The sequence below is a fragment of the Sphaerisporangium sp. NPDC005288 genome (genome assembly GCF_040607475.1).
GTDB classification, from domain to species: domain Bacteria; phylum Actinomycetota; class Actinomycetes; order Streptosporangiales; family Streptosporangiaceae; genus Sphaerisporangium; species Sphaerisporangium rhizosphaerae.
Window position 1 is genome coordinate 98,881 of sequence record NZ_JBEXGT010000012.1, and the last position, 13,187, is coordinate 112,067.

At 72.2% G+C, this 13,187-nt stretch carries 8 protein-coding genes; 4 read left to right on the plus strand and 4 right to left on the minus strand.

What is annotated here, in order from left to right; genetic code table 11:
• Nucleotides 1-543 precede the first annotated feature (543 nt).
• Entirely contained in the window at nucleotides 544-3,423 is a 2,880-nt protein-coding gene (locus tag ABZU32_RS13995; RefSeq protein WP_354921643.1) for an AAA family ATPase, read from the plus strand.
• 44 nt (nucleotides 3,424-3,467) lie between these two features.
• Here the strand turns inward: ABZU32_RS13995 and ABZU32_RS14000 are convergent, their stop codons facing one another.
• From ABZU32_RS14000 to ABZU32_RS14010, 3 genes are all read right to left on the minus strand, one after another.
• Entirely contained in the window at nucleotides 3,468-4,904 is a 1,437-nt protein-coding gene (locus tag ABZU32_RS14000; protein ID WP_354921646.1) for a cellulose binding domain-containing protein, read from the minus strand.
• Nucleotides 4,905-5,299: 395 nt separating this feature from the next.
• Nucleotides 5,300-6,901 carry a glycosyltransferase family 39 protein gene (locus ABZU32_RS14005; RefSeq protein WP_354921649.1) on the minus strand — a complete coding sequence of 534 codons (1,602 nt, stop codon included), beginning with the start codon at nucleotides 6,899-6,901 and terminating at the stop codon, nucleotides 5,300-5,302.
• A 379-nt stretch (nucleotides 6,902-7,280) separates the two neighbouring features.
• Nucleotides 7,281-8,834 carry an AMP-binding protein gene (locus ABZU32_RS14010; protein ID WP_354921652.1) on the minus strand — a complete coding sequence of 518 codons (1,554 nt, stop codon included), beginning with the start codon at nucleotides 8,832-8,834 and terminating at the stop codon, nucleotides 7,281-7,283.
• A 547-nt stretch (nucleotides 8,835-9,381) separates the two neighbouring features.
• On the opposite strand from ABZU32_RS14010, the gene ABZU32_RS14015 reads away from it, so the two are divergent.
• Complete coding sequence (locus tag ABZU32_RS14015; protein ID WP_354921655.1) at nucleotides 9,382-10,527, plus strand: HAMP domain-containing sensor histidine kinase; 1,146 nt, start codon at nucleotides 9,382-9,384, stop codon at nucleotides 10,525-10,527.
• Complete coding sequence (locus tag ABZU32_RS14020) at nucleotides 10,524-11,198, plus strand: response regulator transcription factor (RefSeq protein WP_354921658.1); 675 nt, start codon at nucleotides 10,524-10,526, stop codon at nucleotides 11,196-11,198. Before ABZU32_RS14015 ends, ABZU32_RS14020 begins: the two co-directional genes overlap by 4 nt.
• A gap of 237 nt (nucleotides 11,199-11,435) precedes the next feature.
• On the opposite strand, the gene ABZU32_RS14025 is transcribed toward ABZU32_RS14020, so the two are convergent.
• Nucleotides 11,436-11,834 carry a hypothetical protein gene (locus ABZU32_RS14025; RefSeq protein WP_354845709.1) on the minus strand — a complete coding sequence of 133 codons (399 nt, stop codon included), beginning with the start codon at nucleotides 11,832-11,834 and terminating at the stop codon, nucleotides 11,436-11,438.
• Between the two features lie 168 nt (nucleotides 11,835-12,002).
• Here ABZU32_RS14025 and ABZU32_RS14030 point away from each other — a divergent pair, with 168 nt between their 5' ends.
• Entirely contained in the window at nucleotides 12,003-13,046 is a 1,044-nt protein-coding gene (locus tag ABZU32_RS14030) for a medium chain dehydrogenase/reductase family protein (protein WP_354921659.1), read from the plus strand.
• Nucleotides 13,047-13,187: the final 141 nt, after the last annotated feature.

Genomic DNA, 13,187 nt, shown 5'->3' on the forward strand with positions numbered 1-13,187 from the left:
CCCGACGGCCCTCCGCCACCGCCGGCCCGGACCCGGCACGGGATGCCGGTGGCCGTTCTCCCGCCCCCTGGAGCCCGCCGGCGACGCTTCGTACCGCGCCGGCGCGGCTCGGGCCTGGTCGTCGCGGCCGGCCGTCAGAGGAAGGCCGGGCAGCAGGCGCGCGAGGCCTTTGGCGACGACCATCCAGGTGAGCAGGGTGCACACAGGCCACAGGAGGATCGGCCATTCGCTGGACAGGTCCACATCGCCCTCCGTTTCGAATGAGTTCGAGGGATGTCAGGCTTCGAGTGGGCCGGGAGGCGCCGCAGACGGTGCACCGCTGACGTTTCTCAGTCGCGCTCGGCCAAAAGGAGTCCCAAGGGAGCCCTTTCGTGTCGCCTCACCCGCGGGGATGAGTCAACGGATACGAGCTTGGACCGCAAAGAAGGACCCCGTATCGCGCGTTTGTGTAACGTTGCGGCTCCGGGCTCGGCACGGGCGATCTGCGGGCCGACCTGGCAGGGTGGTGTTGCGGGGCCGATGCGCCTGCTGTCTCATGGACCTATGGGGGAGGTGTCCCACGATGTCCTGACGGCAGGTGGGCCCGGCTCCGATGCGTCGTCGTGGCCCGGCTGGCGTGGCCGGGGGCGAGAGTGGGAGCTCATCGCCAGGCTGCTCCGGGCGGCCCGGGCGAGCAGGGGCGGGGTCCTGCTCGTCGAGGGCCCACCGGGGGTCGGGAAGAGCCGCATGCTCGACGTGGCCGCCCGCACCGCGCTGCGGCGGGGGTTCCGGACGGCCCGCGGCTTCGCGGACGTGCTGACCCAGATGATGCCGCTGGCGCCGCTTCTGTCGGCGCTCGGAGAACCCGGCCGCTCGCCTCCCACGGGCATGGACACGGGTCTGCCCGGTGCGACCGATCAACGGTTGTCGTTGCTGGCGGACCTGCACGAGCCGCTGGAGACGATGGTGGCGCACGGGCCCGTGCTCGTGACCCTGGACGACCTGCACTGGGCCGACCCGATGACCCTGCTGGCCCTGCGGTCGCTGACGCGGGATTTCTCCTCCTCCCCGCTCGTCTGGATGCTGGCGCGTACGAGCGGCGGCGGCGACGTCGCCCGCGTCGACCGCCTGTTCCAGGTGCTCGAGGGTGACGGCGCGACGCGGGTCGTCCTGACGGCCCTGGACGAGCGAGCGGTGACCGAGGTGGTCACCGACGTCCTCGGGGCGGTGCCCGAGCCGGACGTGCTGGCCCTGGCCGAGATAACGGACGCCACCCCCTTCCCGCTCGTCGACCTCCTCACGAAGATCAAGAGCGAGGGCGGGTTCCGGATCTCCGATGGTCGCGCGCGGATGGTCTCGACGCTGCCGCCGGCTCAGGAGGTGACGCGAAGGCGCCTGGAGGAGCTGTCCGCCCCGACCAGGCGTCTGCTCCAGGTCGCCGCGGTCCTGGGCCGTTCGCTGCCGGTGAAGGACCTGGCCGAGATGCTCGGCGAGTCGACGGGCGAGCTGCTGCCCATGCTGGAGGAGGCGACGGCGGCGGGCATCATCGACTGCACGGGGCGCGAGCTGGCGTTCCGGCACGACCTGCTGTGGGAGGCCGTGACGGCGACTCTGCCGCCCGCCGTACGGCGCGCCCTGCACCAGGAGGCAGGGGAGATGCTGCTCGGACGAGGCGGGTCGGCCGTTCCCGCCGCCGCCCACCTCATTCGCAGTGCCGGTCGCGGTGACGCGCGCGCACTGCTCGGGCTGGACCGGGCGGCGCGGGAGGTGCTGCGGTCCTCGCCGCACACCGCCGCCGATCTCGCCAGGCGGGCGCTCGACCTGACCGAGCCCACCGACCCCGACTGGTTCGGTCGTGCGGCCACGGCGGTCGACGCCCTGACGACCACGGGGCGGCTGTCCGAGGCGGCCGGGCTCACCCGCTCCGCGCTGGCAAGGGCGCCCTCGGCACAGGAACCCCGGCTGCGCTGCGCCCTGGCGTACATCATGCTGCTCAGCGGGCGGCCGGCGGACGCGCTGGCGGAGGCCGAGAACGTGCTGGCGCAGGAGGACATACCCGACGACCTCGGCGGCATCGCCGAGTGGACGGTGTTCTGGGGGCTCATCTCGCTCAACGACCTGCGCAAGGGACGGCCGCGAGCGGAGGCCGTCCTCGCCGACCGCGACCGGCACTCCGATGCCGCCGTCGTCGGGGCTCTGCTGCTGCGCGCCCGGTGCGCCATGGTCGACGGCCGGGTCGCGGACTCCTTCGAGCACCTGCACGAGGCGCTGCGCATCGCGGGCGGCGGCGCCGTCGAAGCCATCCAGCGCCCGTACGCCCGCCTGTTGCTGAGCCTCAACCACAGGTGCGTGTACCAGTTCGAGGCGGCCGACATGGCCATCCAGACGGCCCAGGAGGAGATCGAGACCCTCGGGGTGACCGTGCTGGCCGCGCAACCCGCGTTGTTCCGCGCGCGGGTGCGGCTGGCCACCGGCCGCTTCGACGACGCCGAGGCCGAGGCCCAGGCCGCGATGGCGATCGCGGACGACATGGGCACCCAGGGGTTCATCCGCCTCGGGCTGTCGATACTGGCCTACGTCGCCGTGCGGCGTGGCGACATCGACGCCGCGACCCAGCACATCAGGAGATACCGGTGCCAACCCGGCACGTCGGGAATGCTGTTCGGATCGGCGTGGGAAGGGTGGGTCGAAGCCGTGGTCGCCGAGGCCCAGGGTGACCTGGGACGGGCGGTGGAGATCCTCGAACCCACCTACACCGACGCGGAAGGACAACGCTGGACGCTGCTCACCGTTCCCCTCTCGGCGGCCTGTATGACCAGGCTGGCGCTGGCCACGGGGAACCGCCCGTATGCGCAGAGCATCGTCGACACGGCGGACCACCTTGAACGGACCAACCCCTCCTACCCCGTCCTGGCCACCGTGGCCGCGCACGCCCGGGGGCTGCTCCACCGAGACCCCGCGGACCTGGCCTTCGCCGCCGTGAACCATCCCCAGACGTGGGCGCGCGCCTCGGCCGCCGAGGACCTCGGGGCCCTGCTGACCACCACGCCCGACGCCCCCCGCGCCCGTGAGAGGGCCATCGAAGGTCTCGACCAGGCGCTCGACGGCTACCTGCGCATCGGCGCGCTGCGGGACGCGGCGCGGGTGCGGGCGAGGCTGCGCGCGATGGGCGTGCGGCGCCGGCACTGGGCCCAGCCGCAGCGGCAGGCCTTCGGGTGGGACAGCCTCTCGGAGACCGAACGGGCGGTGGCGGAACTGATCGCCCAAGGACTGACCAACCGCCAGGCCGCCGCGCGGATGTTCCTGTCCCCGCACACCGTCTCCACCCACCTTCGCCGGATCTTCGCCAAGCTCGACATCGCATCGCGCGCCGAACTGGCCCGCATCTGCGCCGAGAAGAAGCAGTGGCGCCCCGGCGGAGACGCCGAAGGCCCCGGAACCTGAGGAACAGGTCCGAGGCCTTGGGTCGCCGGTTCTGCCGGCGGCGGTCAGATCTTGCCGGTGCCCGCGTTCGCGAGGACGGTCGTCTTCACGCCGCTGGGCGTGTCGACGGTGTAGGAGTAGGGGATGGAGTTGACGCTGCCGGCGGTCTGCGGGGCGCCCGAGTTCACCAGGTAGTTGTTGCGCGCGACGATCGAGCCGCCCGGCGAGGAGCCCTCACTGGTGTGGGTGGGCTCGGCGACGTTCTCGAAGTAGTTGCCCTCGACCAGGACGCCGGCGCCACAGGTGGAGGCGACGCCGTAGCTGTAGTCGGTGTAGGAGGAGCTCTTGTAGTAGTAGTTGTTGAACACGTGGACCGGGTTGCCGAAGCGGACGCGCGGGTTGCGCTGGGCGCAGGTCTGGAACGCGTTGTGGTGGTAGGTCACCCGCAGGTGCCCGGTGTCCTCCGACGCGTTGCTGTCACTGTGGCCCACCAGCGAGCACTTGACGTGGTCGTGCAGCTTGTTCCACGAGACGGTGACGTAGTCGGCGCCGTGGGTGATGTCCAGCAGCCCGTCGTAGTAGTCGGTGCCGTGGCTGGTGTCGCTGGACAGGTCGTTGTGGTCGAACCACAGCCGGGTGGAGTGGTCGACGTGGATCGCGTCGCCGTTGCCGTTGTCGGCCAGGACCTTTGAAATCTTCATGTTGCGGACGATGACGTTACTGACGTCCCTGATGTTGAGGCCGCAGCCGGTCAGTCCGGAGTTCGAGCCGACACCGAGGACGGTGGTGTTGGAGCCCACCCGCACGTCGGCGGAGCAGCTGAAGTTGCCGTTGACCTGGACGGTCTTGGCGCCGTTGCCCGAGACCGCGCTCGTGAGCGCGCTCAGGGAGGTGACGGTGGTCGTGGCGCCGCCGGCGCCGCCGGTGGTGCCCCCGCCCTGTGTCGCCCAGCCGACCAGTCCGGTGGGGGGCGGCGCCGTCGGGGTGGGCGTGGGGGTCGGCGTGGGGGTCGGCGAGGGCGGCGGGGTGGGAGTGGGGGTCGGCGTGGGGAAGCGCGTCGGGGTCGAGCTCGGCGTGGGGGTGCCGCCGACGCCTCCCGTGCAGGTGACGCCATTGAGGGTGAACGACCCGGGCACGGGGTTGGAGGAGGTCCAGGTGCCCTGGAAGCCGATCGCGACGGCGCCGCCGGTGGCCAGCGAGCCGTTGTAGGAGACGTTCGTCGCGGTGACCTGGCTCCCGCTCTGGGAGAAGGTGGCGCTCCAGCCGGTGGTGACCTGCTGGCCGGCGCCGAAGGACCAGCCCAGGGACCAGCTCGTCAGCGGATCGCCGAGGTTGGTCACCTCGACGTTGGCGGTGAATCCGCCGGGCCATTGCGAGGCGACGGCGTAGGTGACCTTGCAGCCGGTCGCGGCGTCGGCCTGGGAGGTCAAGGTCGCGAGTCCGGCCGCGGCGACGACCATCGCCGTGACCGCGTTGAAGATGGCGAGGCGACGCCGTCGCATGGGGGGCCGAGAGAGCAAGGACCGCTCCTTTGCGTGATGAGAGACGATGGGACCTGCGCACCGCCCGGCGCGTGGATGCCGGCGGCGGGACAGCCCGTGACCGGGCTACGTCCCGGGCCGCTGTTGTTAGCGCTCACATTCGAGCGCGCACCTCCGTGGCCGAGGCGGCGCGGGACCGGCCTCGATCCCGTTACGCGGGTGCCGTTCACACCTCTGTACGGCATTCACGAAAGAGAACATGGGCGTAGTTACGGCCGCCCGGAGTCGCCGGTCAACCTCCGCGCCGTCCGCTGCGGGAGCGGGCACTGATCCGTGCTGGTGAGAACCCGGGGACGGAGCCCCCGGCCGGTGAAACATTCAGGACGCGGCGGCCGCGTCCCTCGGGCGGTCGGCGGTCACCCCGGGCAGTGGGCGCCGGCGATGGACCTGCCGGCGTCCGCGTTGCCGAGAGAGGCCGCCGTCCTCCAGTCGGCGCAGGCGGCGCCGGTGTCGCCGAGGCCGGCTTCGGCGAGCCCCCGGAGGTGGTAGTCCTCCACCAGGCCGGGGTCGTAGCCGATGGCGGTGGACAGGTCCGTCCGCGCGCCCGCGTAATCCTTCAGCGCGAGTCTGGTCCTGCCGCGCTCGCTGTAGCCGGGGGCGAAGGTCGGCAGCCGTGACACCACGTAGTCGAGCTTGGACAGCGCCGCCGCGTAGTCGCCGTTCTGGTACCTGATCAGGCCCAGGTAGTAGTAGGCGAGCATGAAATCGCGGTCGAGGGCGATGGTGGCCTCGAAATCCGGTGCCGCGCCGGTGTAGTCGCCGGCGGTGTACCTGGCGATGCCCCGGCTGTTGTGCGCGAACGCCACTCCGGGCTCTTTGGCGATGGCGTCGCTCATGATGGTCTCGGTGTCCTTCCAGGCCATGTTCCTGGTGATCGTCAGCGTGGCGAACAGCACGGCGAACACCGCCATCGCCCCGGTCACCGCGATGCGCGGAACGCGGTCGCGGTGCTGGAACGCCTTCTCCGCGAAGTGAGCCGCGATGAGGAACAGGCCCAGGTAGGGCAGATAGGCGTACCTGTTGGCGTGGTAGTTGTCGATGAGCAGCACGGCCTGCGTGAGCGCGATGCCGACCGCGAAGAACGCCAGCCCGAACACCACGACCTTGCGCGACGACCTGGGCACGAGCAGGGCCGCCACCACCGCCGCCAGCACGAGCGGGGAGAGCAGGACGTACCACGGCAGGGGTTTTCCGGGGTATTCGTAGGCGAGCGACAGGTGGAAGGGGCCGACGAGCTGCACCAGGTAGTCGACCACCGCCGAACAGGCGAGGAAGAAACGGTCGACGACGGTGTAGTCGCGGGGCGGCACCACATCCTGCCGCGCGGTGAGCGCGACCAGCCCCATGGCGGCGGCGATGACCAGGAACGGGACCTTCTCCAGAAACGAACGCCGGCTCGGCCTGCGGCCCTTGAGGAAATCGACGAGGAACAGCACCAGGGGAAGCACGACGGCGGTCGACTTCGACAACGTGGCCAGCCCGAAAAGCGCCGCCGACCACGCCAGCGGTCCCCAGCGCCGCGAGTCGAGGTGACGCAGGTAGGCCAGCAGCGCGGCCAGGGAGAACAGCGTCGCCAGCAGATTGCTGCGGGCGGAGATCCAGGCGACGGTGTCCACGTTCACGGGATGGACCGCGAAGGCCGCCGCCACGAAAGCGGCCGGGAACACCCGCTCGGTCAGCCCGCGGACCAGCAGGAACACCAGCACCACGTTGGCAAGGTGCAGCAGCACGTTGGTGAAGTGGTAGACGCCCATCGCGCCCTGGCCGACCAGATGGTCGATCGCGTACGACGCGTACACCAGTGGTGTGTACATGGACTGCAGCGGGGTGGTGAACCAGTGGCCGATGGCGGCCCCGTCGACTTCGCGGATGGACACGTTGTCCACCACGCTCTCGGGATCGTCGAAATAGATGAAGCCGTTGCCAATGCCGTTGGCGTGCACGACGAAGGCGGCCACGACGATCGCGGACAGAATCCAGTGCCACGGGAGGCGATCGCGCCGCGCGACGGCGGACGCACGGCCGCCGGCGCCGCGAGCGTCACGACCACCGCGAGCGTTCGGGGCATCGCGACCATTGCGAGCGTTCCGAGTGTTGCGACCATTGCGGCGGACGGCCGGGCGAGCGGGCGTCATCACATCTCCTGTGAGCGTCGTCGCTGTCGCGCGTCACAGTACGGTATTCCGCGTCGCGCCGGAACACGCGCGGAGTCGATTCCGCCGAACCGCCATTCCGTCGATATCTGAGGAAGCAATTTCCTCGCCCCGGAATGGCGGGAGCGAAAGGCCCCGGACATCGCCGGGGCCTCGCGGCGGCGACGCCTTCGCGCCGTTCGGGTCAGCTCACCGCCGGGCCGTACTGCTCCAACAGGGCGCGCTTGTCCGGTTTTCCGCTGGCCGCGACCGGCACGGTGGACACCGTCGTGATCGTCCGCGGGACGCTGTCCGCGCCGAGGTCGGCCCGCACCAGCTCGGTCAGCGCGCCGGGGTCGGGGGTGCGGCCGGCGGCCGGCACGACGAACGCGTGGACTACCTCCCCGGTGCGCTCGTCCGGCGCGCCGGTCACGTACGCCTCGGCCACGTCGGGGTGGGCGGCCAGGACGCGTTCGATGGGCCCGGCGTACACCACCATCGCGTTGACCATGATGACGTCCCTGATCCGGCCGACCAGGTGCAGCAGGCCGTTCTCGTCCAGGTGGCCGAGGTCGCGGGTGCGCAGCAGGCCGTCCCGCAGCACCTCGGCGGTCTCCTCCGGACGTCCCCAGTAGCCCGCCATCAGGTACGGGGTGCGGACGTGGATCTCGCCGGTCCGCCCCGTGGGGACCGGACGGCCCTCCTCGTCGCGCACGCTGATCTCGACACCGGGGTGCGGCGGGCCCACCGAGGCCGGCGCGCGGTCCGGGAAGCGGGCGAGGTCGTCGGGGGTCAGGATGGAGATCAGGCCGGACTCGGTCATCCCGTACCCGTGGTAGACCACCGGGCCCAGCCGCTCCACCGCCTCGGTCAGCCGGTGGGCGCTGATCGACGACCCGCCGACCATCACCGCGCGCAGGCTGCCGACGTCGACCCGCTCATCGCGGAGCACGTCGAGCATGGCGCACAGCCGGGGCGCGGCCATGACCGAGCCGGTGATGCGATGACGCTCGATCGCGTACGGGAACAGCGGCCCGCCGTCCTCCTCGGGGATCACCGCGGTGCCGCCGCCGAGCAGGCACAGCATCACGTAGTCCAGGATGACCGTGGCGGACAGTGTGCCGAACAGCAGGAAGCGCTGGAAGGACCCGGCCAGCGCGGTCGCGATCGGCGACCAGTTCCGCGGGTGCCATGACCAGTGCGCGCCGAGCGCGCGGTAGGTCACCCCGCAGCCCTTGGGCTCGCCCGTGCTCCCGCTGGTGAAGATCAGCAGCGCCACGTCCTCCGGCCGGGCCGTGATCTGGAGCGGGCCGTCGTCGCCGGGGTGTTCGAGCAGGTCGGCCGCGCCCGCGACGGGTCCGAGCGAGAGCATCGTGGCCGGTCCGGCGGCCTGGAACAGCTCCGGCGTCGCCGTCGAGGCGTCGAGGATCACCGCGTCGATGTCCATGCCGAACACGTGGGCGAGCAGGCGGGGGGTGTAGCCGGGACGTACGCACAGGACGCGGCAGCCCAGCGCGTGCGCGGCCATGTGCGCGGCGAACGCCTCCGGCGAGACGCCCGCGCGGATGGCGACCCCCCGGCCGGGACCGAGGCCCGCGTCGCGCAGCGCGGCGGCCAGCCGCCCGATGAGATCCAGCAGCTCCCCCCGCGAGACGCGCCTGTCCCCCTGTTCGAAGGCCGTGCCGCCGGGCGAGGTCCGCAGCGCCTCCAGCAGCGGGTACGGGAACGGCGGCTCGGCCGACTCGGCGGAATCGTGCATGCCCGGCTCCTCTTGTCCCAGACCGTCGAAACGGCGGTAACGACCCGATCGGCGGAGGTATCGGTATATGACCGGCTTATCGTTCAGCAATGGTAGGCGTCAGAGATCGAAAAGGGGCCGGAACGCTCACGTCACCGCGACGGAGTCCGCGGGTGTTATATCGGTGTTAGGTCCCGCAGACCATCCTGGTGCTCTCGACGTGCCCGCGGACGAACCAGTGCGCACACCGCGACGCCGGGAGGCACGGGACCGGGCGACGAGATCGCGTGGCGTTGCCGGTCACCGGCGCGGGCGGATCGGCGCCGCGAGGGCCGGCGAGGATGCCATGCGGGGACGAGCGGGACCGGATGGTGAGGATGCTATGCCGCGAGAGGCGGGGCCGGTGGTGAGGTCGGAGCGCCGTGAGGAGCCGGGACGGCGCGAGAGGTCCGGACGATCAGAGGGGTCGCCGCACCATGAGGGGTCCCGGCGGCGCGAGCGATCGGGGAACTCCGAGAGATCGCCGCGGCGTGAGGGGCCGGGGCGGCGCGAGGGGCCGGGGCGGACGGTGCGGTTGCGCATCACGATCTTGTATGCCGGCCTGTTCCTGATGTCGGGGATCGGCCTGCTGCTCCTGACGTTCCTGCTGTCCAGCGGCAGCGCGACCTCCCACGCGCCCGACATGGACGCCCCGGGGTCCGGTCTCGCCGTCGCCCAGGAGAGGATCCACCGGCTGGAGTCGGAGCTGGCCGGCGTCCACGCGCTCCAATCGCGCCAGCTCCTGGTGGGCTCGCTGATCGCGCTGGTGGTGATGGCGGCGGTGTCGGTCGTGCTGGGCAACGCCGTCGCCGGCCGGGTGCTGCGCCCGGTGCGCACGATCACGGCGGCCACGCGGCGGATCTCCGCCGAGAACCTGCACGAGCGGCTGGCGGTGCCCGGCCCGGCCGATGAGGTCAAGGAGCTCGCCGACACCATCGACGGGCTGCTGGAACGCCTGGAGGCGTCCTTCGCCGCCCAGCGCCGCTTCGTCGCCAACGCCTCCCACGAGCTGCGGACGCCGCTGACGACGATGCGGGCCGCGCTGGACGTGGCCATGGCCAAGCCCCGTCCGGCGCCCCCGCAGACGGTCGCGCTCGCCGACCGGCTGCGCGCCGAACTCGACCTGGTGGACCGCCTTCTGGAGGGCTTCCTCGTCCTGGCCCGCGCGGAACACGGAGCGCTCCCCGACCGGGCGGTGGTGTCGCTCGGCGACCTGGTCTCCGGCGCACTGGCCGCCCACGCCGCCGGCATCGCCGAGAAGAACCTGACCGTGGACGACGACGGCCTGCGGGACACCCCGCCGATCCAGGGCAGCCCGACGCTGCTGACGCGCATGGCGGACAACCTGATCGACAACGCCGTCGTCCACAACCAGGACGGCGGCTGGATCCGGGTCGCCACCCGTACCGAGGACGGCTCGGCGCGGCTGGCCGTGGAGACCGGCGGCCCGGTTCTGGACCCGCGGCACATCGCCCGGCTCGGCGAGCCGTTCCGGCGGCTCACCGCCGACCGGACCGGTTCCCAGACCGGCTCGGGCCTCGGCCTGTCGATCGTCGCCGCCGTCGCCGCCGCGCACGGCGGCCGCCTCGAACTGCACGCCCGCCCCGAGGGCGGCCTGCGCGTCACCGTCTCGCTGCCACTGCCGGCCGCCGCGCCGCGGGGCGCCGCCGCGTGAGGCTGCTGGTGGTCGAAGACGCGCTGTCGCTGGCCGAGGTCCTGGCCGAGGGGCTGCGCGACCAGGGCATGGCCGTCGACCTCGCGCACGACGGCCTGTCCGCCGCCACCAAGCTCGATCTCAACGCCTACGACGTCGTCGTCCTGGACCGCGACCTGCCCGGGATCCACGGCGACACGCTCTGCCAGATGATCACCGACCACGACGACCGGCCGATGGTCCTGATGCTCACCGCCGCCGGCTCCCCCGCCGACCGGGTCAGCGGCCTCACACAGGGAGCCGACGACTACCTCGCCAAGCCCTTCCACTTCCCCGAACTGGTGCTGCGCGTCCGCGCCCTGGCCCGACGGCGCCCCGCAGCCCGGCCGCGGACGCTGCGCGCGGCCGGCATCGAACTCGATCCGCTGCGCCGCACGGCCACCCGCGACGGCCGGCGGCTCGACCTGTCGGTCAAGGAGTTCGCGGTCCTCGAGGCCCTCCTGCGGGCCGGCCCCGCGTTCCTGAGCGCGGAGGCCCTGTTGCAGCAGGTCTGGGACGAACACGCCGACCCGTTCACCAACACCGTCGCCGTCACCATCGGCCGGCTGCGCCGCAAACTCGGCGGCCCGCCGATCATCACCACGACCCCCGGCGTCGGCTACCGCGTCACCGATCCGGACGACGCGCCGTAGACGACTCGATGACGATCACCTGACTCATGTCCTCGGACCTCCTGTGCTCGGTTGCCGGCCACAGGACGAGCCGGAACGGCAGAAGGGGACAGGCGACCGATGTGATCCCGGTCACACCGGCCGCGAGTCGCCATAGGGGGCCAAGGCGCCGTTCAAGCCCGGGCGGGTGGTTCCCGGCCCGGGCTCGGGGTGCGGTGCGCGCGGGCCGCCGCAGGCGACGTCCGCGCGCGTCGAGGATCAGCAGAGGAAGGCGCCGCACACGGCCGGGAGCACCGCGGTGACCGAGAGGGTGCCGGAGCCGGGCACCCCCACCGACGTGACGAACTCGCGGTCACGGGCGGCGGCGCGCACGGACAGGTCGCAGAACGGGGTGGTGGAGTTGCAGCCGCCGACGACCTTGGTGCCCGAGGGCACGTGCCAGTCGTAGCCGCTCGCCGGACCACCCTGTACCGCGTTGTCGATCACGTAACTGGACGCGGCCCGGAACGTGCCGCAGACGTTCGTGCTCGACCCGCTGGTGGACGGGATGACCTGGCACGACAGCGAGGCGGAGGCGGCGGACGCGGGGGTCGCCAGGACCGCCGCCGCGAACAGGGCTACGAGTCCGAACAGCGACAGGGAGATGGTTCTTGGCACGGGAGGTCTCTCCTTAGAGGGGGAACTGGTCTCACCCTCGAGGCGTTCCATGCCGTTCCATCGCCCCCTGGCGGCGCGGCCGCTCGCAGCCCTTCCTCTTGCCATGCATCGATTTTCGGGTACTCTAACTTTAGTTAGAGGTTATAACTACGACCGAGGAGACGGGCCATGGAGACGACCGAGATCGTGCTCGCCGGGGTCGGGGAGCCGGAGGCGATGCTGGTGCGCAGCAGGGAGCTGCCCGCGCCGGGGGCCGGGCAGGCGGTGGTGCGGGTGGAGGCGAGCGGGGTGTCGTTCGCCGAGCAGCAGATGCGCCGGGGCAAGTACTACGACCAGCCGGCCTTCCCCTTCGTCCCCGGGTACGACCTGGTCGGCGTCGTGGAGGCCCTCGGCGGCCGGGCAGCCCCGGGCGCGGGCGGCTCGCCCGTGGAGGTGGGGCAGCGGGTCGCGGCGCTGACCAAGATCGGCGGGTGGGCCGATCGGGTCGTGCTCGACGTGGCCGACCTGGTCCCGGTGCCGGACGGGGTGAGCGCGGCCGAGGCCGAGACCGTCGTGGTCAACGGCGTCACCGCCTGGCGCATGCTGCACCGCACGGCCCGGGTGCGGGCCGGTCAGACGATCGTCGTGCTCGGCGCGAACGGCGGGGTGGGCTCGACGCTGGTCCAGCTCGCCCGGCACGCCGGCGTCCGGGTCATCGGCACGGCCTCGCCGCGCGGTCACGACCGGCTGCGGGAGCTCGGCGCGATCCCCGTCGACTACCACGACGACGTGCCCGCCCGCGTGCGCGAGCTGGCGCCCGAGGGCGTGGCGGCGGTGTTCGACCACGTCGGCGGCCCGGGCATCGCCGGCTCCTGGCGGATGCTGGCGCGCGGCGGCACGCTGGTGTCCTACGGCAGCGCGTCCACCCGCGACAAGCCGGGCAGCGGCACGCTGGCCGTGCTCAAGCTGGTGGCCCGGCTCGCGGCCTGGAACCACCTGCCGAACGGACGCGGCGCGCACTTCTTCAATCTGTGGGCCGGCAAGGCCCGCCACCTGGACCGCTACCGCGCCGAGCTGCGCGCCGACCTCGGCCGGCTGTTCGCCATGCTGGCCGCCGGGAGCATCACGGCGCAGGTGGCCCGCACCTTCCTGCTGACCGAGGCGGCGGCGGCGCTGCGCTTCGCCGAGGCCGGCGGGTTCACCGGCAAGGTCGTCCTGGTGCCGTCGGAGTGAGATCCGGCGAGGGGCGGCGGCGGCCCGGCCGAGGACGTAACGAGAAGTTCACAACCGGCGGGACGGGGTGCGGTGACCCGTGGGAGCCTGGACGCCTCGGAGTGCCGTATCCCCTGCCGGCCTGTGCTTCTCGCGGACCGT